Consider the following 20,338-nt stretch of genomic DNA (forward strand, 5'->3'; position numbering starts at 1 on the left):
TCCGCGGGCCCGGCACCCTGGGTCCGGAGCGCACAAGTCCGGATCCCGCGGGCCGTACATGCACTGATTGCACGCCCTCCCCTGCGTTCCCTGTGATCGCCACGGCACGCATACTCGGGGGGTGACCGCATACGACGTCGTCGTGCTCGCCGGGGGTGCCGCCCGGCGGCTCGGCGGTGCCGACAAACCGGGGGTGCGGGTGGGCGGCCGGGCGCTGCTCGACCGGGTCCTGGCGGCCTGCGCCGACGCGCGGACGACCGTCGTCGTCGCCGACCCCCGCCCCACCGCACGACCCGTGACCTGGGCCCGCGAGGACCTACCCGGCGGCGGCCCGGTGGCCGCGCTGGGCGCGGGACTGCGCCTCACCACCGCGCCGGACGTCGTGGTCCTCTCCGCCGACCTGCCGTTCCTCACGGCGGACACCGTCCGGCACCTGCTGACCGCCCTGCGCACCACCGGCGCCGACGGCGCGCTGCTCACCGACGCCGAGGGCCGCGACCAGCCCCTCGTCGCCGCGTACCGCGCGTCCGCCCTACGCCGCGAACTGGCCACGCTCGCGGCCCGGGAGACCGCGGCGTCGGCCGCCCCCAGCCCGGCCAAGGGCCCCGCCCCCGGTGCAGCCGAGCACGTCGGTCGCGTCGGTCTCGCCGGGCTCCCCCTTCGTCGCCTCACCGCAGGTCTGCACCTCACCCGGGTCCCGGATCCCGTCGCGTCGTTCGACTGCGACACCTGGGACGACATCGCCGCCGCCAGGGCACGTATCAGGGAGCATGGGCACGTGTTGGATGAATGGATTTCCGCAGTCAAGGACGAGTTGGGCATCGAACTCGACGTCGACACCGGCGTTCTGCTCGACCTCGCCCGCGACGCCGCCCACAACGTGGCCAGGCCGGCGGCGCCGCTGACCACCTTCCTCGTCGGCTACGCGGCCGCACAGGCCGGGGGAGGCCCGGAGAAGGTGGCCGAACTCGCCCGCAGGGCCGCCGACCTCGCGCTCGGCTGGTCCGAGGAGGACGCCCCCGGCGCCCAGGCCGGGTCCAAGCCCGACACGGACGCCGGATGACGGCCCGGACCGGCGCGGACGCCGAGGACGTCGAGGATCTGGACGTCGAGGAGGTACTAGCCCTCGTGAACGGCGACCACGGTCGTGGCAACGGCAACGGCAACGGCGACAGCGGCCGCTCATCCGCCGACCAGGCGCCCGCGCCGCAGCCCGCCGCACCCACTGGTGCCGCCGAGCCGGACGCCCACCATCGGGCGACCGCCTGGCCAGAAGCCCGCGCCCTCGCCGGACGTGCCGCCCGTGCCGGAGCCCGTCGCGCCCCTGTCTCCGTCCCCCTCGACGCCGCCCTCGGCCTCACCCTCGCCGCTCCCCTCACCGCCCTCACCGACCTGCCCTCGTTCGACACCTCCGCGATGGACGGCTGGGCGGTCGCCGGACCGGGACCCTGGGACGTCCGCGACGAAGGCGTCCTGGCCGGGCACGCGGAGCCGCGGCCGCTCACCGACGGCGAGGCCGTCCGGATCGCCACCGGCGCCCGGATCCCCCCGGACACCACCGGGGTCCTGCGCAGCGAGCACGGCCGTACCGACAGCCAGGGCCGGCTGCACGCCACCCGCGAGACCAGACACGGTCAGGACATCCGGCCCCGCGGCCAGGAGTGCCGCAGCGGTGACCAACTCCTGCCCGTCGGCACCCTCGTGACCCCGGCCGTCCTCGGACTCGCCGCGGCCGCCGGCTACGACACACTCACCACGGTCCCCCGGCCCCGCGCCGAAGTCCTCGTCCTCGGCGACGAGTTGCTCACCGAGGGACGCCCGCGCGACGGCCTCATCCGCGACGCGCTCGGCCCGATGCTGCCGCCCTGGCTGCGCGCACTCGGCGCCGAGGTCGTCGCCGTACGCAGGCTCGGGGACGATGCCGCAGCCCTGTACAAGGCGATCACCACCTCCGACGCCGACCTGATCGTCACCACCGGCGGCACGGCGGCCGGACCCGTCGACCACGTCCACCCGACCCTCAAGCGGATCGGCGCCGAACTCCTCGTCAACGGCGTCAAGGTGCGCCCCGGCCACCCCATGCTGCTGGCCCGCGTCAAGGAGAACCAGCTCCTCGTCGGCCTGCCCGGCAACCCCCTCGCCGCCGTCTCCGGACTGCTCACCCTCGCCGAACCGCTGCTGCGGACGCTCGCGGCCCGCCCCGCCCCGGAGCCGTACGCCCTGCCCCTGCGGGAGGAAGCGCACGGGCACCCGTACGACACCCGGCTCATCCCCGTCGCGCTGCGCGGTGACAGTGCCGTTCCGCTGCACTACAACGGTCCGGCCATGCTGCGTGGTATCGCGGCGGCCGACGCGCTGGCGGTCGTACCGCCCGGTGGTGCCCGTGCCGGTCAGGAGCTGGAACTGCTCGACCTGCCCTGGGCGTCCGCCGGAATCGAGGTGTGTTTCACGTGAAACTTCCGGGCCATGACGCGATCGCCCGCCAGGCGGACGAGCATCTCGTGACCCATCGGGTGAAGCTCCCGCGGAAAGTGGTGCAGCACCCGTTCCGGCAGGTCGCCAAGCGGGTCACCATGGCCCTGCTGCTCCTCGCGGGCACGGCGCTGATCGTCTACGCCGACCACGGCGGCTACAACGACAACTCCGACGGCTCCGTCGACCTTCTCGACGCCGCGTACTACGCGACCGTCACTCTCTCCACCACCGGATACGGCGACATCACCCCGGTCAGCGACGCCGCCCGGCTCACCAACATCTTCGTCATCACACCCATGCGTGTGCTCTTCCTGATCATCCTGGTCGGCACCACGCTCGAGGTCCTCACCGAACGCACCCGGGAGGAATGGCGCCTGAACCGCTGGAGGTCCACCTTGCGCGACCACACCGTCGTCGTCGGCTTCGGCACGAAGGGGCGCTCGGCGATCCAGACCGTCTGTGCGACCGGGCTGAAGAAGGAGCAGGTCGTCGTGGTCGACCCCAGCTCCAAGGTGATCGACGCGGCGACCGCCGAGGGCTACGCCGGGATCGTCGGGGACGCGACGCGCAGCGAGGTGCTCAAGCGGGCCGAGGTGCACAAGGCGCGGAAGATCATCATCGCCACCCAGCGCGACGACACGGCGGTGCTGGTGACGCTGACGGCCCGGCAGCTCAACAAGGGCGCCAAGATCGTGGCCGCGGTGCGCGAGGAGGAGAACGCGCCGCTGCTGAAGCAGTCCGGCGCCGACGCGGTCATCACCAGCGCCAGCGCCGCCGGCCGGCTCCTCGGTCTGTCCGTGCTCAGCCCCGCCGCCGGCATGGTGATGGAGGACCTCATCCAGCAGGGCAGCGGGCTCGACATCGTCGAACGGCCGGTCATAAAGGCCGAGGTGGGCAAGAAGCCGCGGGAGACGGAGGACCTGGTGGTGAGCGTCGTACGCGGGCACCGGGTGCTGGGCTACGACGACGCGGCCGTCGGCACGCTGGAGCTGACGGACCGGCTGATCACGATCGTGCGGGCGACGCCGGGCTCGCAGATCGCGCCCGACGTCCGCCCGATTCCCCAGGACTGACAGGACTGGCAGGGCTGACGGCTATTTCCTGTTGTAGAGCCGCATCGTGACCGGTCCGAAGATCGCGATGAACAGTCCCGCCCACCCCAGCGACCAGGCGATCTCGTCGGCGGGCCAGTCGCCCGCCATCAGCTCGCGCACGGCCGAGGACAGATGGGTGATGGGGCTGTTGTTGACGAACGCCTGGAGCCAGCCCGGCATGGTCTTGGGGTCGACGAAGATGTTGGACAGGAAGGTCAGCGGGAACATCACCATCATGCTGACGCCCATGACCGACTTCTCGGTGCGCAGCAGCAGCCCGAACATCGTCCAGATCCACGAGAAGGCGAACGAGAAGACGATCAGCAGCGCGATCCCGGCGAGCACGCCGCCGACTCCGCCGTCCGGGCGGTAGCCGAGGATCAGGCCGACGGTGAGCATCACGACGGACGCGATCGTGTAGCGCAGGGCGTCGCCGAGCAGATAGCCGACCATCGTCGACGGCCGCCAGATGGGCAGCGTCCGGAAGCGGTCGAAGACGCCCTTCTCGATGTCGGTGTTCACCGAGACACCCGTGTACATGGTGATCATCACGACCGACATCACCATGATGCCGGGCAGCAGGAACTGGATGTACTCCTTCGGGGACCCGGCCAGGGCGCCCCCGAACAGGTACGTGTACATCAGCACCATCATGATCGGGAACGCCGTGACGTCGAAGAGCTGCTCCGGCACGTGCTTGATCTTCAGGATCGCCCGCCAGCCGAAGGTCAGCGAGGCGGACAGGGCGCTGGGCCGCGGCGGCCGCTCCCCGGAGACGAGCAGCGCGGCGAGGGAGTCGGCGCTGACGGGGGCGAGGTCCTGGGCCTCGGTCTGCGTCACGGTGCTCATGCCGCCACCTCGTCCTTCGAGTCGTGAGCGTCGGTTGTGCCGTCGTGTGTCGCGTCGTGGGTGTCGTGTCCGGTGAGGGCCAGGAACACCTCGTCCAGGCTGGGCTGGCCCAGCGAGAAGTTGTCGACGGTGATGCCGGTGCGGGCGAGCTCGGCGAGCGCGCGGGAGGCCTGCTCGGCCGCGCTGTCGCTGTTCGTGCCGCCGAGCCGGGCCGTCAGTGCCACCGGATCGGGCTCCAGCGTCACGTCCGTGTCGAGGGCGAGGCGCAGCACGTGCTCGGCCTCCGGCCGCTGGGCCGGATCGCGCAGCCGTAGATGGACGGACCCGGCGCCGACGGACGCCTTGAGCTCGCCCTTGGTGCCCTCGGCGATCACCTTGCCGCGGTCGATGACCGCGATCCGGGACGCCAGCTGGTCGGCCTCGTCCAGATACTGCGTGGTCAGCAGCACGGTCGTGCCCTGGGCGACGACCGCGCGCACGATGTCCCACACCTGGTTGCGGCTGCGCGGGTCGAGGCCGGTCGTCGGCTCGTCGAGGAAGAGCAGGTCGGGGGTGTTGAGGATGGACGCGGCGATGTCGATACGCCGTCGCATGCCGCCCGAGTAGTGCTTGACCTGTTTCGCGGCCGCCTCGGTCAGCCCGAAGGCCTCCAGGAGCTGACCGGCCCGCACCCGGGCGGCCTTCTTGTGGTGGCCGAGGAGACGGGCGAGCAGGATCAGGTTCTCGGCGCCGGTGAGGTCCTCGTCGACGGAGGCGTACTGACCGGTCAGGCTCACCCGGCCGCGCACCTCGTCGGCCTCGCGGACGACGTCGTGGCCGAAGACGTGGGCCTGGCCGCCGTCGGGGCGCAGGAGGGTGGCGAGCATCTTCACGGTGGTCGTCTTGCCGGCGCCGTTCGGGCCGAGGACGCCGTAGACCGTGCCGGCCGGGACGGAGAGGTCGACTCCGTCGACGGCCCGGGTCTCGCCGAACGTCTTCACCAGTCCCGCTGTCTCGATGGCCAGGCCGGAGGTGTGCTGGCTCATGGTGGGGTGTCCTTCCGCGTGCTTGGGTCAACACGTACTTGGGCTACGCATGGGGAGACCTTTACGGTCGCGCAAACTCATCGGTTCCGCACAGGGATTTCCTGAGGAATCGGACCAAGGGCCGAGCGGGGCTGCGACCAGCGACGGAGGATCCGGCGGACGGCGAGGAGGTTCCGGTCGTACGGGTCTGCGGCCGGGGGCCGGGGGGTAGCGTCGCCCTCATGCGTGCGATCACGATTCCCGAACCTGGTGGGCCCGAGGCGCTGGTGTGGAGCGAGGTCCCCGATCCGGTGCCCGGCGAGGGCGAAGTGCTGGTCGAGGTGGTGGCCAGTGCGGTCAACCGGGCCGACCTCCTGCAACGCCAGGGCTTCTACGACCCACCGCCCGGCGCCTCCCCCTACCCCGGCCTGGAGTGCTCCGGGCGCATCGCCGAGATCGGCCCCGGTGTCTCCGGCTGGGCCGTGGGTGACGAGGTGTGCGCGCTGCTGTCGGGCGGCGGGTACGCCGAGAAGGTCGTCGTCCCGGCGGGGCAGCTGCTGCCGGTGCCGAAGGGCGTGGACCTGGTGCGGGCGGCTGCGCTGCCCGAGGTGACCTGCACGGTCTGGTCGAACGTCTTCATGGTCTCCCACCTCCGCCCCGGCGAGACGCTGCTCGTGCACGGCGGCTCCAGCGGCATCGGCACGATGGCGATCCAGCTGGCGAAGGCCGTCGGCGCGAAGGTCGCGGTCACGGCCGGTACGAAGGAGAAGCTGGCGTACTGCGCGGAGCTGGGCGCGGACGTGCTGATCAACTACCGGGAGCAGGACTTCGTGGCCGAGGTGAAGCAGGCCACGGGCGGTGCGGGGGCCGACGTCATCCTCGACAACATGGGGGCGAAGTACCTCGACCTCAATGTGCGGACGCTCGCCGTCAACGGCCGCCTCGCGATCATCGGCATGCAGGGCGGTATCAAGGGCGAACTGAACATCGCGGCCCTGCTGGCCAAGCGCGCCGCCATCAGCGCGACCTCGCTGCGCGCCCGCCCGCTCGCCGAGAAGACGGCGATCGTGGCGGCGGTCCGCGAACACGTCTGGCCGCTGCTGGACGGGGGCCACGTCCGCCCGGTGGTCGACCGCGAGATCCCGATGAGCGACGCGGCCACGGCCCACCGGGTGCTGGAGGAGAGCGGGCACGTGGGCAAGGTGCTGCTGGTCGTGGAGTAGCGGGCGGGCTGAGGGCCGCGACGCCCTCAGGGGTACGCCGTACATCCCACGCCGTACATCCCACGCCGTACGCCCCCGGGTGCGGCCTACCCCCGCCGCACCCGCAGCCCGACGAACGCGAGTCCCAGGCCCAGCCCCATCAGGAGCAGCCCGCTGCCCAGCGGCACGATGCGCAGGACCCGCGCGGCGGGCCGCTCGGCGTCCCCGACGGCCTGTCGGGCGGCCCGCTCCGGTGGTACGGGTACGGCGGACACGGCTTCCCGCGTCGGCGACGGTACGACGGTGGCGGCCCCGTCGGAGGGTCGCGCGGCCTCGTCCTCGTTCCCGACGTCCGCCTCCGCCTCCTCCCGCCGCCCGGGCCGCTCCCGCCCCTCACCCGCCCGGCTCCCGGCCCGGGACGGCTCGGCGGCGGGCGTCGCGGATCCGGCGACCACCGCCTCGACACCCCGGACACCCGGCACCGACTCGGCTCCGTGCGAGGTCCCCGCGCCCCACGGTGCCCCCACCGGCCCCGCCCCCAGGGCAAGCAGCAGTCCTGTCGTGCGCACGGTGCGCAGCCATCGCGTCACGGGACCAGCGTCACACCGAGTCGGGGTTCCGGCATTCCGGGCGGTGGCGGATCAGGCTCGGTGAGTGACGGAAACAACCGCACCGTAAACGGTGGATCACCCTCCACCGGGGGCACCTCAGTGGTGAGGTGTACCGGTGCGAGAGAATGGCGGCATGGAGATGCCGAGGAACGAACGGTCGCCCGAGCAGCCCCAGATCCTGGTCGTGGGCCAGGACGGAATGGCGCTCGGCGGCACCGGGGACGACGACTCCCGCGAGATCCCGGTGACGGAGATGGTGGAGCAGCCCGCGAAGGTCATGCGGATCGGCAGCATGATCAAGCAGCTTCTGGAGGAGGTGCGCGCGGCTCCCCTGGACGAGGCGAGCCGGGTCCGGCTCAAGGAGATCCACCGCAGCTCGGTGAAGGAGCTGGAGGACGGTCTGGCGCCGGAGCTCGTCGAGGAACTGGAGCGGCTCTCGCTGCCGTTCACGGACGAGGCGACCCCGAGTGACGCCGAACTGCGGATCGCCCAGGCCCAGTTGGTCGGCTGGCTGGAGGGTCTCTTCCACGGGATCCAGACCGCCCTGTTCGCCCAGCAGATGGCCGCGCGGGCGCAGTTGGAGCAGATGCGCCGGGCGCTGCCGCCGGGCGTCGGCCACGACGGCGAGGAGGGCCACCCGGGCGGTCGTTCGGGCGGACCCTACCTGTAAAGCCTCCGCCTATAGAGGCTCTGCCTATAGAGCCTCCACCCCTAAAGCCTCCACCAGCAAAGGAAGGGGCCGGCGAGTGCGCCGGCCCCTTCACTCATGTCTCACGCCCGGGTAAGTGTCACGCCCAGGTGATCAGCCGCTTGGGCTGCTCCAGGATCGCCGCCACGTCCGCCAGCACCTTGGAGCCCAGCTCGCCGTCGACCAGACGGTGGTCGAAGCTGAGCGCCAGCGTGGTGACCTGACGCGGCTTCACCTTGCCCTTGTGGACCCACGGCTGGAGCTTGATGGCACCGACCGCGAGGATCGCGGACTCGCCGGGGTTCAGGATCGGCGTACCGGTGTCGACGCCGAAGACGCCGACGTTGGTGATGGTGACCGTGCCGCCCTGCATGGCGGCCGGCGAGGTCTTGCCCTCCTTCGCCGTCGTCACCAGCTCACCCAGCGCCTGGGCCAGCTGCGGCAGCGTCTTGGCGTGCGCGTCCTTGATGTTCGGCACGATCAGACCGCGCGGGGTGGCCGCGGCGATGCCCAGGTTCACGTAGTGCTTCTGGACGATCTCCTGGTTGGCCTCGTCCCAGGACGCGTTGACGTCCGGGTTGCGCTTGATGGCGACCAGCAGCGCCTTGGCGATGAGCAGCAGCGGGTTCACCCGGAGACCGGCGAGATCCCTGTCCTGCTTGAGCTCCTCGACCAGCTTCATCGTGCGCGTCACGTCGATGGTGACGAACTCGGTGACATGCGGCGCGGTGAACGCCGAGCCGACCATCGCCGCCGCCGTCGCCTTGCGCACGCCCTTGACCGGGATACGGGTCTCCCGTGCCGTGTCGTACGTCGCCACGGGCGCGGGAGCCTGCACGGGGGCCGGAGCGGCGGGCGCCGGCGTCTCGGTGACCGCTGGCTCCGGGGCCGCGGCCGCGTGGACGTCCTCGCGGGTGATGATGCCGTCGGGGCCGGACGGCACGACCGTCGCCAGGTCGACGCCGAGGTCCTTGGCCAGCTTGCGCACCGGTGGCTTCGCCAGCGGGCGCTCCCGGACGGGGGCGCCCGCGGGGGTGGCCGGGACGGCGGGCCCGTGGCCGTTCAGCTCGGTCTGGATGGCCGCCGAGGCCTCCTGGACCGGGATCTGGGGGCCCTTGCGGGCACGCCGCTTGGTGGAGGACGCGGCGACCCCGTACCCGACGAGCACCGGCTGACGCTTCTCGGGCTCCGGCTCGGCCTTCGCGGGCACCGCAGCCGGTGCCGCGGCCGCGGCGGGGGCCTCGACCGGAGCCGCCCCGCCCGACACGTCCACCGCGATGATCGACGTGCCGACGTCGACCGTGGTGCCCTCGGGGAAGTGCAGCGCCCGGACGACACCGTCGTAGGGGATGGGCAGTTCGACGGCCGCCTTGGCGGTCTCGACCTCGCACACCACCTGGCCGTCGGTGACCTCGTCACCGGGCTGGACGTACCACTTGAGGATCTCCGCCTCGGTGAGGCCCTCGCCCACGTCCGGCATCTTGAACTCGCGTACGGACGCTTCCGTCATCGTCGTCACGACCCTCTCCTCAGTACGCCAGGGCACGGTCGACGGCGTCGAGCACCCGGTCCAGGCCCGGCAGGTACTCCTCCTCCAGGCGGGCCGGCGGGTACGGGGCGTGGTAGCCGCCGACCCTGAGCACCGGGGCCTCCAGGTGGTAGAAGCAGCGTTCGGTGATCCGGGCGGCGATCTCCGCGCCCGAGCCGAAGAACACCGGCGCCTCGTGGACGACGACCAGGCGGCGCGTCTTCTCCACCGAGGTCTGGATCGAGTCGAAGTCCAGCGGGGACACCGAGCGCAGGTCCAGGACCTCCAGGTTCTTGCCCTCCTCGGCGGCCGCGGCGGCGACCTCCTGGCAGAGCTTCACCATCGGGCCGTAGGCCACCAGCGTCAGATCGGTGCCCTCGCGGACCACCTGGGCCTTGTGCAGCGGACCGGGGATGGCCTCGCCCGCGGCGGAGCCGCTGGTGGACCACGTGACCTCGCCCTTGTCCCAGTAGCGCCGCTTGGGCTCGAAGAAGATCACCGGGTCGTCGCACTGGATCGCCTGCTGCATCATCCAGAAGGCATCCGACGCGTTGGACGGCGAGACGACCTTCAACCCCGCTACGTGCGCGAAGAGCGCCTCCGGCGACTCCGAGTGGTGCTCGACCGCGCCGATGCCACCGCCGTAGGGGATGCGGATGACGACCGGGAGTTTGACCTTGCCCAGCGAGCGGGCGTGCATCTTCGCCAGCTGGGTGACGATCTGGTCGTAGGCCGGGAAGACGAAGCCGTCGAACTGGATCTCCACGACCGGGCGGTAGCCGCGCAGCGCGAGGCCGATCGCGGTGCCGACGATCCCGGACTCGGCGAGCGGGGTGTCGATGACGCGGCTCTCGCCGAAGTCCTTCTGGAGGCCGTCCGTCACGCGGAAGACGCCGCCGAGCTTGCCGACGTCCTCACCCATGACCAGGACCTTGGGGTCGGTGTCCAGGGCGCGGCGCAGAGACTCGTTGATCGCCTTGGCCAATGCCACCTTCTCAGCCATGATCAGGCCCCCTCTTCCTCTGCGAACGACGCCTGGTAGGCGGCGAACTGGGCGCGCTCCTCGTCCACGAGCGCGTGTCCGTCGGCGTACGCGTGCTCGAAGATGGCGAAGTGGTCCGGGTCCGGCATGGCGCGGACCGCTTCACGTACTCGCTTGCCCAACGCCTCGCTCTCGGCCTCGAGTTCCGCGAAGAATCCCTCGTCCGCGTGGTTTGAGGCCTCCAGGTACCGGCGAAGGCGCAGGATCGGGTCCTTCGCCTCCCAGGCCTGGCGCTCCTCGTCGCCCCGGTAGCGGGTCGGGTCGTCGGAGGTGGTGTGGGCGCCCATGCGGTAGGTGAAGGCCTCGACCAGGGTCGGGCCCTCGCCGCCACGGGCGCGCTCCAGTGCCCACTTCGTCACCGCGAGGCAGGCCAGCACGTCGTTGCCGTCGACACGCACGCCGGGGAAGCCGAAGCCCTGGGCGCGCTGGTAGAGCGGCACCCGGGTCTGCTTCTCGGTGGGCTCGGAGATCGCCCACTGGTTGTTCTGGCAGAAGAACACCACCGGGGCGTTGTAGACCGCGGAGAAGGTGAACGACTCGGCCACGTCGCCCTGGCTGGAGGCACCGTCGCCGAAGTAGGCGATGACCGCGCTGTCCGCGCCGTCCTTGGCGATGCCCATCGCGTAGCCCGTGGCGTGCAGCGTCTGGGAGCCGATGACGATCGTGTAGAGCTGGAAGTTGTTGCTGTTGGGGTCCCAGCCGCCGTTGTTCACGCCGCGGAACATGCCCAGCAGGTTGGCCGGGTCGACCCCGCGGCACCAGGCGACGCCGTGCTCGCGGTAGGTCGGGAAGACGTAGTCGTCCTCACGGGTGGCGCGGCCGGAGCCGATCTGGGCGGCCTCCTGGCCGAGCAGCGACGCCCACAGGCCCAGCTCGCCCTGGCGCTGCAGGGAGGTGGCCTCGGCGTCGAAGCGGCGGGTGAGCACCATGTCGCGGTACAGACCGCGGAGCTCTTCGGGGGTGATGCCGGCGACGTACTTGTCGTACGTGGCGTTCTTGACGCGCTCGCCCTCGGGCGTCAGCAGCTGTACGAGCTCGGGATCGGTGCCCGGCTGCTTCTTGGCGGTCGTGCGCTTGCCGGCCGTGCTCTTGGTACTGGCGCTGCGTCGCGATGTGCGCGCGGCAGTGCTCTCCACGGTCACGTGTGCTCCTCCGTCGGTCCGGCTACCCCGGGTTCGCCGGGTGCCAGTGCGGCTCACCTGTGGCCCTGCGGACGCACGGGGTGGGTGCGGCTCGTTCGGGAACAGGCGTGACAGGTGCCCCGGCGAGCGCCCTGCAAAAAGCACGTTACCCAGTGCTCCACATTTCTGTGAAACCCCTCCTGACCTGCGATTTTGCTTGGATTTCCAAGTAAAGTCGGCAAAGTCGGGAACAACTCCTGGTCACAGCCTTGCAGGGGGCCGGAACAACGGCACGTTAACCCGGTGAGCCAGGTCACGGGAAGAGCCCATCCGAAGCGGGGTCCCAGAGGCTGTGTGAGACTGGCCGCGTGCGCGAAGAGGGAAAAATCCGGGTATTTCTACTCGATGACCATGAGGTCGTCCGGCGTGGCGTCCACGAGTTGCTCTCGGGCGAGGACGACATCGAGGTGGTCGGTGAGGCCGGTACGGCGGCCGACGCGTTGGTCCGGATCCCGGCCACCCGGCCCGATGTGGCGGTCCTCGACGTGCGGCTCCCGGACGGCAGCGGGGTGGAGGTCTGCCGGGAGATCCGCTCCCGGGACGAGGACGTCAGGTGCCTGATGCTGACGTCGTTCGCCGACGACGAGGCCCTCTTCGACGCGATCATGGCGGGCGCCTCGGGATACGTCCTGAAGGCCATCCGGGGCAACGAACTCCTGACGGCCGTGCGCGACGTCGCCGCCGGCAGGTCCCTGCTCGACCCGGTGGCCACCGCGCGCGTGCTGGAACGGCTGCGGGACGGCGGCACCGCCAAGAGCGACGACAGGCTCGCCCACCTCACCGAGCAGGAGCGCAGGATCCTCGACCTGATCGGCGAGGGTCTCACCAACCGCGCCATCGGCGAGCGGATGCACCTCGCCGAGAAGACCATCAAGAACTACGTGTCGAGTCTGCTTTCCAAACTCGGTATGGAGCGGCGCTCGCAGGCGGCGGCCTACGTGGCCCGGATGCAGGCCGAGCGGCAGCGCTACTGAGGACCAAAGACCTCTGGGCCCACGCGCGCGTACGGCCGACATTGGTCGTATGCCCTCCGACGAACAGCTCGCGCTCGAACTGCTCGCCCGTACCGACTACGGCCGGGTCGCCACCAGCATGCGCGCCCTGCCCTTCCTGGCCTTCGCCCGGCACCTCGTGGCCGACGGCCGGGTGCTGCTGAGACTGCCCGGGAACTGCGGCTACCACCGCGCGTGCGTCGGCGCCGTCGTCGCGTACGGCGCGGACAACCTGAGCTCGGCCCGGCCGGGCGAGGGGCTGTGGTCCGTCCAGGTGGTCGGCGAGTGCACGGCGTACGAGCCGACGGCGGCCGAGCTCGAGCGGTTCGGCCCGGCGCCCCGGATCGTGGACGGCGAGCCGTACGAGCCCGTCCACCTGTGCGTCGAGCCGCAGTTCGGCACCGTCCACTCGACCGACGGCGCCCTGGAAAGTCACTTCGCGCACATGCCGTGACCGAAAGCGACTGTCTGTGACAACGCCCAGCTCACAGCCTCGGATCGTGCCCTAGCATCTGGCGCGTGCCGCGCTCTTGTGTACCACCGCTCATGCCTCACGCGCCCCCGCTGCGCGCCCTCCTCAGCCAGTTCGCCGCCGGGTCCCCGGTCACCTGCGAACCCGTCGAACAGGGGCTGCTGAACCGCGGCTACCACCTGCGCACGACCCGCGGCCGCTACTTCCTCAAGCACCACTTCGACCCCGACACCGCCGACCCGGCCGCCATCGCCCGTCAGCACCGCGCCACCCAGCGCCTGGCCGACCTCGGCGTCCCCGTGGCCCCGCCCCTCCCCGGCCACGACGGCCGCACGGTCGCGGTCGTCGGCGGCCACGCCTACGCCCTGCACCCCTGGATCGACGGCCGCCACCGCCACGGGGGCCAGCTGACCCCGGAGCAGTGCGGGCGGCTGGGGGCGCTGCTCGGGGCCGTGCACGCCGCCCTGGAGTGCGTGATGCCGCCCAAGGGGCGCACCCGCCCTGCCACCAGCCCCCACCCCGTGAAGAGCGCCGACCCCGCCGACACCTTCGCCCTCATCGACGACCTGCTCACCCGCGTACGCCGGCACCGCCCCGCCGACTCCTTCGACGAGCTGGCCCGCCACCGGCTGCTGGAGCGGCGGGAGCTGCTGGAACGGCACGCGGACCGGCGGCCTCCGCGCGGCGGCTGCGTGGGGTGGGTGCACGGCGACTTCCACCCGTTCAACCTGCTCTACCGGGGCGACGCCCCGGCCGCCATCGTCGACTGGGACCGGCTCGGCGTGCAGCCGCGCGCGGAGGAGGCCGTACGCGCCGCCGCGATCTTCTTCGTACGGCCCGCGGGGGCGCTCGACCTGTCGAAGGTGCGGGCCTACGCGCGCGCGTACCGGCGTACGGCGGGGGCCACGCCCTCGGAGCTGACCGCGGCCGTGCACCGGGTGTGGTGGGAGCGTCTCAACGACTTCTGGATGCTGCGCTGGCACTACGAGCGCGGCGACACCCGCGCGGACCCCCAGTTCCCGGCGGCCTCGGCACTGGCGGTGTGGTGGACGCGGGAGTACGAGGCGGTGTGCGCGGCGTTCGCGGACTGAGCCGCCGCCCTCCGACGAAACGGCACGCGCGCGTGCCCCCCGTTTCCGGGTCGCACGCGCGCGTGAAGGCCTGCCGGGTCACTAACCCCCGATGCCGCCCTCCGTGCCACCGTCGGTGTCGCCGGCCGTGTCGGACGGCTCCGGGGTCTCGGACGGCTCCGGGGTGTCGGAGGGCTCGTCCGGCGGATCCTCGGACGTCGGATCGCTGCTCGGCTCGGTCTCCGTCTCCGAAGGAGTCGCGGACGGGGTGTACGACGGTGTCGACGACGGGGTCCACGACGAACCGCCGTTCGAGGTGCCGTCGTCGGTCTGCTGGTCGGTGGAGTCGTCCGACGGCTCGTCGCTCGGCGACTCGCTGGTCGTCTCCGAGGGCGTCGACGAGGTGGTCGGGGACTGCGTGGTGTCGTCCCCGGCTCCTCCGCCTCCGCCGCCGTTCAGCGCCAGCGCGACGCCCGCCGCGATGGCGATCACCGCGAAGACGGCCAGGATCCACAGCTTGCCGCGGCCGCTGCCCCGGTTGCCGTGGCCCTCGAAGCCGCCGTCGTCCCCGCCGCCGTAGCCGGCGGGCAGGATCTGCTGCGGGATCTGGCTGGTGCCGGCGGAGTCGCCGGGGTGCTGCATGACGGTGGTGTGGGCGAAGCCGCCCGCCGGGGTGTGCCGGCCCTCGTGCATCGCGACCGGCCCGGTGTTCCAGGTGCCGGTGTGGCTGCCCTGCTCGTACAGCATCTGGAGCCCGTACTGGACGAGCCCGCGCATCTCCTCGGCCGTCTGGAACCGGTCGTCCGGCTCCTTGGCGAGCGAGCGCATGACCAGGCCGTCGAGCTCCGGCGGCGAGGCGTCGGAGGCCTCGGACGGCGGGGTCGGGATGTCCTGGACGTGCTGGTAGACGACGGACAGCGGGGTCTCGCCGGTGAACGGCGGCCGCAGCGCGAGGAGTTCGTAGAGGAGGCAGCCCGTCGCGTACAGGTCGGAGCGGTGGTCCACGGCCTTGCCGAGCGCCTGCTCGGGCGAGAGGTACTGCGGGGTGCCCATGACCATGCCGGTCTGCGTCATCGTCGACTGCGCGCCGTGCAGCGCGCGGGCGATGCCGAAGTCCATCACCTTCACCGCGCCGCTGTTGGTGATGATGACGTTGGCCGGCTTGATGTCACGGTGCACGATGCCGTGCTGGTGCGAGTAGGCGAGCGCCTCCAGGACCCCGGAGACGATGATCAGGGCCTGCTCGGGCCCGGGCGCCTCGGCGTTGATCAGCAGGTCCCGGATCGTCCGGCCCTCGACGATCTCCATGACGATGTAGGGGACGCTCTGGGGGCCCGCGCCGTAGCCGCCACCGGAGACGGTGTCCTCGCCGGAGTCGTACACGGCGACGATCGCGTGGTGGTTGAGGCCGGCCACCGACTGGGCCTCGCGCGTGAAGCGGGCCTTGGAGACCGGGTCCTCGGCGAGGTCGGCGCGCAGCAGCTTGACCGCCACGGTACGGCCCAGCCGTACGTCCTCGGCGGCGAACACCTCGGCCATGCCGCCGCGGCCGAGTCTGTGTGTCAGCCGATATCGGCCGTCACCGACCAGTCCGCCGTTACCCCACAGCTCCGGCGCATCCGACATTCCGCCGCCAGTCGCCTCGGGGTCGGACGGGCCCTGGGCGCGCTGCTGCTGTGCCATCAGTCCTCGCCGTCGTTTCTGCCCGCGGTGCGCGCGGTGTTGTTACGGTCTCCGTCGGCCACGCTACAGCCTCCGCGCAAGCCTCCGGTCCGTGATGAGTCCGGGGACCGGTCCGAGACGGACCGGTCATCAAAGCGGTAGCACGCGCTGTCGTGCAAATTCTGTGTACCGGCCGTAGGGCCCCTGTAACGCTTCCGCGACGCTTCTTTCGCGTACGGTCACGGAACGGGCACCCGGCTTGACCTGTCAGTGCCGTGGGGCAGACTTGGCCGGGAATGAGCCATTCGATCAACGACAGTCGGGCCGGCGCCTGATGGCCGATGGGGGACACGGAACATGAGCCAGGACGGCGCACACGGCCGGTACGCGGGGCGGGCGATCGCCAACAACCGCTATCAGCTGCGCGACTTGCTCGGCGAGGGCGGTATGGCCTCGGTGCACCTCGCGCACGACAGCGTGCTCGACCGTCCCGTCGCCATCAAGACGCTCCACACCGAGCTGGGTCGCGAGCAGGCCTTCCGCGAGCGTTTCCGCCGCGAGGCGCAGGCCGTGGCCAAGCTCACGCACACCAACATCGTCTCGGTCTTCGACACCGGCGAGGACAGCCTCGACGGCACGACGATGCCGTACATCGTCATGGAGTACGTCGAGGGCCGCCCGCTGGGCTCGGTGCTCGACGAGGACGTACGGCAGTACGGCGCGATGCCCGCCGACAAGGCGCTGAAGATCACCGCGGACGTCCTGGCGGCGCTGGAGATCAGCCACGAGATGGGCCTGGTCCACCGCGACATCAAGCCCGGCAACGTGATGATGACCAAGCGCGGCGTGGTCAAGGTCATGGACTTCGGTATCGCGCGCGCCATGCAGTCGGGTGTCACGTCGATGACGCAGACCGGCATGGTGGTGGGCACCCCGCAGTACCTCTCGCCCGAGCAGGCGCTGGGCCGTGGCGTGGATGCCCGCTCCGACCTCTACTCGGTCGGCATCATGCTGTTCCAACTGGTCACCGGGCGGCTGCCGTTCGAAGCGGACTCGCCGCTGGCGATCGCGTACGCGCATGTGCAGGAGGAGCCGGTGACGCCCTCCTCCATCAACCGCGCGCTGCCGCCGGCCGTGGACGCGCTGGTCGCCCGCGCCCTGAAGAAGAACCCGAACGAGCGCTTCCCGAGCGCCGAGGCCATGCGCACCGAGTGCCTTCGGGTGGCGGCGTCCTTCCAGGCGGCCGCGCCCAGCATCGTCCCCGGTGCGCAGACCTCCAGCGGCGCGGGCGTGGGCTCGGCGGTGTTCCCGCCGGTCGACCAGGCGACCCCGGCCCCGACGGGCCCGGTCCAGACCCCGTACCAGCCGACGCCGAACCCGTACGGCACCCCGCCGCCCTCGGCGCACTCCCCGGCCTACGGCTACCCGCAGCAGGGCGGCTACCAGACGCCGCCGCCGAACGCGTACGCGCCGTCGACTCCCCCGCCGTACAACCTCACGCCGCAGCAGCAGGCGTCCCCGCCCTCGGGCGGCGGCAAGAGCAACAGGCCGGTGGTCATCGGTTCGATCCTGGTGTCCGTCGTCGCGGTCGGCGGGCTGATCGCGGCGCTGATGCTGAACGGTGGCGGGACGGACGACGACGCCGGGGGCGACACCAGCGCCAGCCCGACGGTGGTGGAGGGCCACCGGGGGCCGGACACCTCGCGGACGGTCGAGACGACGGAGTGCACCGAGCCGCTGGAGTCCAACGACGACCCCGAAAAGGTGCAGGTCCCGGACTTCGCGTACAAGAACTGGGACTCGGTGCTCGCCTGCCTGAAGGCCGCCGGGTGGCACTACGACAAGACCCCGGTGGACGAGAACACCTACGGCGAGAACACCGTGATGCGGCAGTCCCCGAAGGCGGGCACCGACGTCGACCCGAAGGACGTGGACATCCAGTTCGACATCTCCACCGGGAACCCGGCCTGACCCCGAAAGCCCGTTCCGCCAGGCGTACTTGACATGCTCACCTTGGTCACGCTGTTATGCCCGTCGGCAGTGACAGCCGATCTTGAAGCATCTCTTGAACCACGGGGGAACCCTTGAAGAAGCAGCTCAGCCGTGCCCTCGCCCTGGGTGCCGCCACCCTCGGCGCCCTCGCCTTCTCGGTGAGCCCGGCGTCCGCCGGCGATGTGGCCGAGTCGATCCCCGGCGCACAGGGCTGGGGGAGTTTCTACTACTCCAGCAAGACCGTCGCCAACAACATCCACCTCCAGCTGCTCGACTCCGACGCCGACGGCCACCACGCCCGTATCCGGGTGCAGTCCCTCACCCCCGAGCGCGTGGTGACCAGCTACGCCTGGCGCTCGGTCACCACCGGCGCGGGCCACTCCGACGAGTGGGTGACCTCCTTGCAGGACACGCGTGGCATCTGGGCGCTGCGCATCCAGGTCTGCGTCTACGAGAAGGACACCCAGCTGGGCTGCGACGAGTCCGACTGGGACGGCAACACCTACTACTAGAACCGGGCCCGCCCGGCCCGGCGGCGAGAGGGGACCTCGAGGATGGCGGTCGACACAAAAGCGCTGAGGATCCTGGCCGACACCCACCACGCCCGTACCGTCAGGCCGTTGGGAACGCGGGAGATCGCCGGGCATCTGGTGAAGGTGTACGGGATCGAGGCGCCCGGCCGGAAGGTCGAGGACGCGGGCGCCGGACCGGCGATCGCCGAGGCGCACCTCGCCGGCGCCCGGCTGCGGGGCTCCCTCGGGGCCGCCGTACTGCTGGTGCACGCCGGCGGGGACGGCGACTACGTCCTCGTGCACACCTGGATCGAGGGGGACATGTCCGACCTCGCGGTGTTCGTCGGTCCCGCCGGTGAGCCGGAGGGGCTGCGGCCCGGGCGGCAGGGGCTGGCTCCCTGTGTGTGGGAGGCGGCCGTGTTCGCGTACGAGCGGGACGCCTGGGTGCGCCATGTGCTGGACGGGGACGGGGAGATCGGCGACCGGCTCGCCGCCTGGTCCGCGGACCAGCTCGAAGGGGAGGTCCGATGAGCGGCGCCCCCCTCGTGCGGCGGGCGCGGGTCGGTGATCTGCCGGACGTCGTCGCGCTGATCGCCGAGCACGCCGCGTACGAGAAGGCCGAGCCGCCCGCCGCCGGGCTCGAGGAGCGGCTGCGGTCCCTGCTGTTCGGGAGCTCCGGGCCGCGACTGCGGTGCCTGGTCGCGGAGTTGGACGGGGCCGTCGTCGGATACGCCACCTGTTCCGCCGAGGTGTCCACCTGGGACGGAGTGGAGTACCTCCACATGGACTGCCTGTTCCTGCGCGACGGACACCGCGGGCTCGGCATCGGGGAGTCGCTCATGGACGCCGTACGCGGCGAGGCACGGGCCCTGGGACTCGACCAGGTCCAGTGGCAGACGCCCGCCTGGAACGAGGGGGCCATCCGCTTCTACGGGCGGATCGGCGCCGTCTCGAAGGAGAAGCTGCGGTTCTTCCTGCCGGTGGGGTGAAGACCCCGGTACCTGGGAGAACCGGAACATGAGAGAAGGGGCCCGCGACCGCGGGCCCCTTCCTCTTGCTCTCACGTCTTCGCGTCAGCTGATCTTCGCGTAGCCGTAGTTGATGAGCTTCTTCACGTCCGAGGTGCGCTTGACCTCGTCAGGAGCGGTGAGGACCGTGCCGATCACCGACTCGCCGTTGAGCGTGGCGGCGAATATCAGGCAGTACTTGGCCTCGGTGCCGGAGCCGGTCTTCACGCCGAGCGTGCCGTTCCAGCCGAGCAGGAGGTTGGTGTTCTTCCACGCCGCCATGGTGCGGGTGGAACCGGTCTTCGTGATCGTCTTGGCCGTGTACTGCTTGGTCTTGACGACCGTCTTGAAGGTGGAGCTCTTCATCGTGCTGCGGGCGAGCTTCGTCAGGTCGCGCGGCGTCGAGGCGTTGGCGCCCTTGCTGATGCCGTCGAACGAGTCGAACTTCGTGTTCTTCATGCCCAGGCTCTTGGCCATGGTGTTCATCTTGCTGATGAAGCTCTTGGTACGGGCCGAGACGGTCGTCCCGGAGCCGTACTTGTCGGCCAGCGCCATCGCGGCGTCGCAGCCCGACTTGAGCAGCATCCCGTACAGCAGCTGACGGACGGTGACCTTGTCGCCGACGATCAGACCCGCGGACGAGGCGCCGTTGGCGACGATGTAGTCGCTGTACGCCTTCTTGATCGTGACCTTGGCGTCCAGGTTCAGGTTCGACTGCGAGAGCACGACCTTCGCGGTCATGACCTTGGTGGTGGACGCGGTGAGGCGCTTGGTGTCGGCGGACTTCGCGAAGAGCGTCGCACCGGTGGCGCCGTTCATCAGGAACCCGCCCTTGGCGGTGATGGTGGGCGCGGTGACCGCCTGCGCGGGCGCCGTCGTGAGGGCTCCGGTGGCGAGCATCGCGCCGGTGGTCACGGCCACGGCTACGGCTCTGCGAATACGGTTGCCCTGAATGCC

At 71.2% G+C, this 20,338-nt stretch carries 20 protein-coding genes; 12 read left to right on the forward strand and 8 right to left on the reverse strand.

Features of this window, described 5'->3' with window-relative positions:
- The first annotated feature begins 121 nt into the window (after nt 1–121).
- Genes ABKA17_RS15230 through ABKA17_RS15240 form a run of 3 tightly spaced genes read left to right on the forward strand, consistent with a single transcriptional unit; the run spans nt 122 to nt 3,548 of the window.
- Complete coding sequence (locus tag ABKA17_RS15230) at nt 122–1,063, forward strand: NTP transferase domain-containing protein (RefSeq protein ID WP_353692563.1); 942 nt, start codon at nt 122–124, stop codon at nt 1,061–1,063.
- Nucleotides 1,060–2,454 carry a molybdopterin molybdotransferase MoeA gene (locus tag ABKA17_RS15235; protein WP_353692564.1) on the forward strand — a complete coding sequence of 465 codons (1,395 nt, stop codon included), beginning with the start codon at nt 1,060–1,062 and terminating at the stop codon, nt 2,452–2,454. Before ABKA17_RS15230 ends, ABKA17_RS15235 begins: the two co-directional genes overlap by 4 nt.
- A complete protein-coding gene (locus tag ABKA17_RS15240) occupies nt 2,451–3,548 on the forward strand; it encodes a potassium channel family protein (protein ID WP_353692565.1) in 1,098 nt (365 codons plus the stop codon). The genes ABKA17_RS15235 and ABKA17_RS15240 overlap by 4 nt, the downstream gene beginning before the upstream one ends.
- A 21-nt stretch (nt 3,549–3,569) precedes the next feature.
- Here the strand turns inward: ABKA17_RS15240 and ABKA17_RS15245 are convergent, their stop codons facing one another.
- Complete coding sequence (locus ABKA17_RS15245) at nt 3,570–4,418, reverse strand: ABC transporter permease (RefSeq protein WP_353692566.1); 849 nt, start codon at nt 4,416–4,418, stop codon at nt 3,570–3,572.
- Nucleotides 4,415–5,443, reverse strand: coding sequence for an ATP-binding cassette domain-containing protein (locus ABKA17_RS15250; RefSeq protein ID WP_353692567.1), 1,029 nt, complete (start codon nt 5,441–5,443; stop codon nt 4,415–4,417). Before ABKA17_RS15250 ends, ABKA17_RS15245 begins: the two co-directional genes overlap by 4 nt.
- 221 nt (nt 5,444–5,664) lie before the next feature.
- On the opposite strand from ABKA17_RS15250, the gene ABKA17_RS15255 reads away from it, so the two are divergent.
- On the forward strand, nt 5,665–6,645 hold the full coding sequence (locus ABKA17_RS15255; RefSeq protein WP_353692568.1) for an NAD(P)H-quinone oxidoreductase: 981 nt from the start codon (nt 5,665–5,667) through the stop codon (nt 6,643–6,645).
- Nucleotides 6,646–6,731: 86 nt separating this feature from the next.
- Here the strand turns inward: ABKA17_RS15255 and ABKA17_RS15260 are convergent, their stop codons facing one another.
- Complete coding sequence (locus ABKA17_RS15260; RefSeq protein WP_353692569.1) at nt 6,732–7,214, reverse strand: hypothetical protein; 483 nt, start codon at nt 7,212–7,214, stop codon at nt 6,732–6,734.
- Between the two features lie 154 nt (nt 7,215–7,368).
- On the opposite strand from ABKA17_RS15260, the gene ABKA17_RS15265 reads away from it, so the two are divergent.
- Complete coding sequence (locus ABKA17_RS15265; protein WP_353692570.1) at nt 7,369–7,905, forward strand: bacterial proteasome activator family protein; 537 nt, start codon at nt 7,369–7,371, stop codon at nt 7,903–7,905.
- A 118-nt stretch (nt 7,906–8,023) separates the two neighbouring features.
- Here ABKA17_RS15265 and ABKA17_RS15270 read toward each other — a convergent pair whose 3' ends face one another.
- Genes ABKA17_RS15270 through pdhA form a run of 3 tightly spaced genes read right to left on the reverse strand, consistent with a single transcriptional unit; the run spans nt 8,024 to nt 11,635 of the window.
- Nucleotides 8,024–9,442, reverse strand: coding sequence for a dihydrolipoamide acetyltransferase family protein (locus ABKA17_RS15270; RefSeq protein ID WP_353692571.1), 1,419 nt, complete (start codon nt 9,440–9,442; stop codon nt 8,024–8,026).
- Nucleotides 9,443–9,452: 10 nt separating this feature from the next.
- Nucleotides 9,453–10,454, reverse strand: a complete 1,002-nt coding sequence (locus ABKA17_RS15275; protein WP_353692572.1) for an alpha-ketoacid dehydrogenase subunit beta — start codon at nt 10,452–10,454, stop codon at nt 9,453–9,455.
- Nucleotides 10,455–10,456: 2 nt separating this feature from the next.
- On the reverse strand, nt 10,457–11,635 hold the full coding sequence (gene pdhA / locus ABKA17_RS15280; RefSeq protein ID WP_353692573.1) for a pyruvate dehydrogenase (acetyl-transferring) E1 component subunit alpha: 1,179 nt from the start codon (nt 11,633–11,635) through the stop codon (nt 10,457–10,459).
- A 347-nt stretch (nt 11,636–11,982) separates the two neighbouring features.
- On the opposite strand from pdhA, the gene ABKA17_RS15285 reads away from it, so the two are divergent.
- The 3 genes from ABKA17_RS15285 (at nt 11,983) to ABKA17_RS15295 (ending at nt 14,229) form a co-directional block, all read left to right on the forward strand.
- On the forward strand, nt 11,983–12,648 hold the full coding sequence (locus tag ABKA17_RS15285; protein WP_353692574.1) for a response regulator: 666 nt from the start codon (nt 11,983–11,985) through the stop codon (nt 12,646–12,648).
- A 49-nt stretch (nt 12,649–12,697) separates the two neighbouring features.
- Nucleotides 12,698–13,120, forward strand: coding sequence for a pyridoxamine 5'-phosphate oxidase family protein (locus ABKA17_RS15290; RefSeq protein WP_353692575.1), 423 nt, complete (start codon nt 12,698–12,700; stop codon nt 13,118–13,120).
- Between the two features lie 92 nt (nt 13,121–13,212).
- Nucleotides 13,213–14,229 (forward strand): phosphotransferase, encoded by a 1,017-nt coding sequence (locus ABKA17_RS15295; RefSeq protein ID WP_353692576.1) that lies wholly within the window; start codon nt 13,213–13,215, stop codon nt 14,227–14,229.
- A gap of 81 nt (nt 14,230–14,310) precedes the next feature.
- Here ABKA17_RS15295 and ABKA17_RS15300 read toward each other — a convergent pair whose 3' ends face one another.
- On the reverse strand, nt 14,311–15,891 hold the full coding sequence (locus ABKA17_RS15300; RefSeq protein ID WP_353692577.1) for a protein kinase domain-containing protein: 1,581 nt from the start codon (nt 15,889–15,891) through the stop codon (nt 14,311–14,313).
- 336 nt (nt 15,892–16,227) lie between these two features.
- Here ABKA17_RS15300 and ABKA17_RS15305 point away from each other — a divergent pair, with 336 nt between their 5' ends.
- From ABKA17_RS15305 to ABKA17_RS15320, 4 genes are all read left to right on the forward strand, one after another.
- Nucleotides 16,228–17,841, forward strand: a complete 1,614-nt coding sequence (locus ABKA17_RS15305) for a protein kinase domain-containing protein (protein ID WP_353692578.1) — start codon at nt 16,228–16,230, stop codon at nt 17,839–17,841.
- 113 nt (nt 17,842–17,954) lie between these two features.
- Nucleotides 17,955–18,374, forward strand: a complete 420-nt coding sequence (locus tag ABKA17_RS15310) for a hypothetical protein (RefSeq protein ID WP_353692579.1) — start codon at nt 17,955–17,957, stop codon at nt 18,372–18,374.
- 42 nt (nt 18,375–18,416) lie between these two features.
- Entirely contained in the window at nt 18,417–18,905 is a 489-nt protein-coding gene (locus tag ABKA17_RS15315) for a hypothetical protein (RefSeq protein ID WP_353692580.1), read from the forward strand.
- On the forward strand, nt 18,902–19,363 hold the full coding sequence (locus ABKA17_RS15320; protein WP_353692581.1) for a GNAT family N-acetyltransferase: 462 nt from the start codon (nt 18,902–18,904) through the stop codon (nt 19,361–19,363). The genes ABKA17_RS15315 and ABKA17_RS15320 overlap by 4 nt, the downstream gene beginning before the upstream one ends.
- A gap of 84 nt (nt 19,364–19,447) precedes the next feature.
- On the opposite strand, the gene ABKA17_RS15325 is transcribed toward ABKA17_RS15320, so the two are convergent.
- Entirely contained in the window at nt 19,448–20,296 is an 849-nt protein-coding gene (locus ABKA17_RS15325; protein ID WP_353693000.1) for a D-alanyl-D-alanine carboxypeptidase family protein, read from the reverse strand.
- Nucleotides 20,297–20,338: the final 42 nt, after the last annotated feature.

Origin of the sequence: Streptomyces sp. RG80 (assembly GCF_040446465.1) — a bacterium.
Lineage (GTDB): Bacteria > Actinomycetota > Actinomycetes > Streptomycetales > Streptomycetaceae > Streptomyces.

What these genes read in the sequence shown, in the direction of transcription:
- ABKA17_RS15305 (WP_353692578.1), top strand. Translation starts at nt 16,228, where the DNA reads ATGAGCCAGGACGGCGCACACGGCCGGTACGCGGGGCGGGCGATCGCC.
- ABKA17_RS15315 (WP_353692580.1), top strand. Translation starts at nt 18,417, where the DNA reads ATGGCGGTCGACACAAAAGCGCTGAGGATCCTGGCCGACACCCACCAC.
- ABKA17_RS15255 (WP_353692568.1), top strand. Translation starts at nt 5,665, where the DNA reads ATGCGTGCGATCACGATTCCCGAACCTGGTGGGCCCGAGGCGCTGGTG.
- ABKA17_RS15295 (WP_353692576.1), top strand. Translation starts at nt 13,213, where the DNA reads ATGCCTCACGCGCCCCCGCTGCGCGCCCTCCTCAGCCAGTTCGCCGCC.
- ABKA17_RS15250 (WP_353692567.1), bottom strand. Translation starts at nt 5,443, where the DNA reads ATGAGCCAGCACACCTCCGGCCTGGCCATCGAGACAGCGGGACTGGTG.
- ABKA17_RS15275 (WP_353692572.1), bottom strand. Translation starts at nt 10,454, where the DNA reads ATGGCTGAGAAGGTGGCATTGGCCAAGGCGATCAACGAGTCTCTGCGC.
- ABKA17_RS15320 (WP_353692581.1), top strand. Translation starts at nt 18,902, where the DNA reads ATGAGCGGCGCCCCCCTCGTGCGGCGGGCGCGGGTCGGTGATCTGCCG.
- ABKA17_RS15245 (WP_353692566.1), bottom strand. Translation starts at nt 4,418, where the DNA reads ATGAGCACCGTGACGCAGACCGAGGCCCAGGACCTCGCCCCCGTCAGC.
- ABKA17_RS15235 (WP_353692564.1), top strand. Translation starts at nt 1,060, where the DNA reads ATGACGGCCCGGACCGGCGCGGACGCCGAGGACGTCGAGGATCTGGAC.
- ABKA17_RS15265 (WP_353692570.1), top strand. Translation starts at nt 7,369, where the DNA reads ATGGAGATGCCGAGGAACGAACGGTCGCCCGAGCAGCCCCAGATCCTG.
- ABKA17_RS15290 (WP_353692575.1), top strand. Translation starts at nt 12,698, where the DNA reads ATGCCCTCCGACGAACAGCTCGCGCTCGAACTGCTCGCCCGTACCGAC.
- ABKA17_RS15300 (WP_353692577.1), bottom strand. Translation starts at nt 15,891, where the DNA reads ATGGCACAGCAGCAGCGCGCCCAGGGCCCGTCCGACCCCGAGGCGACT.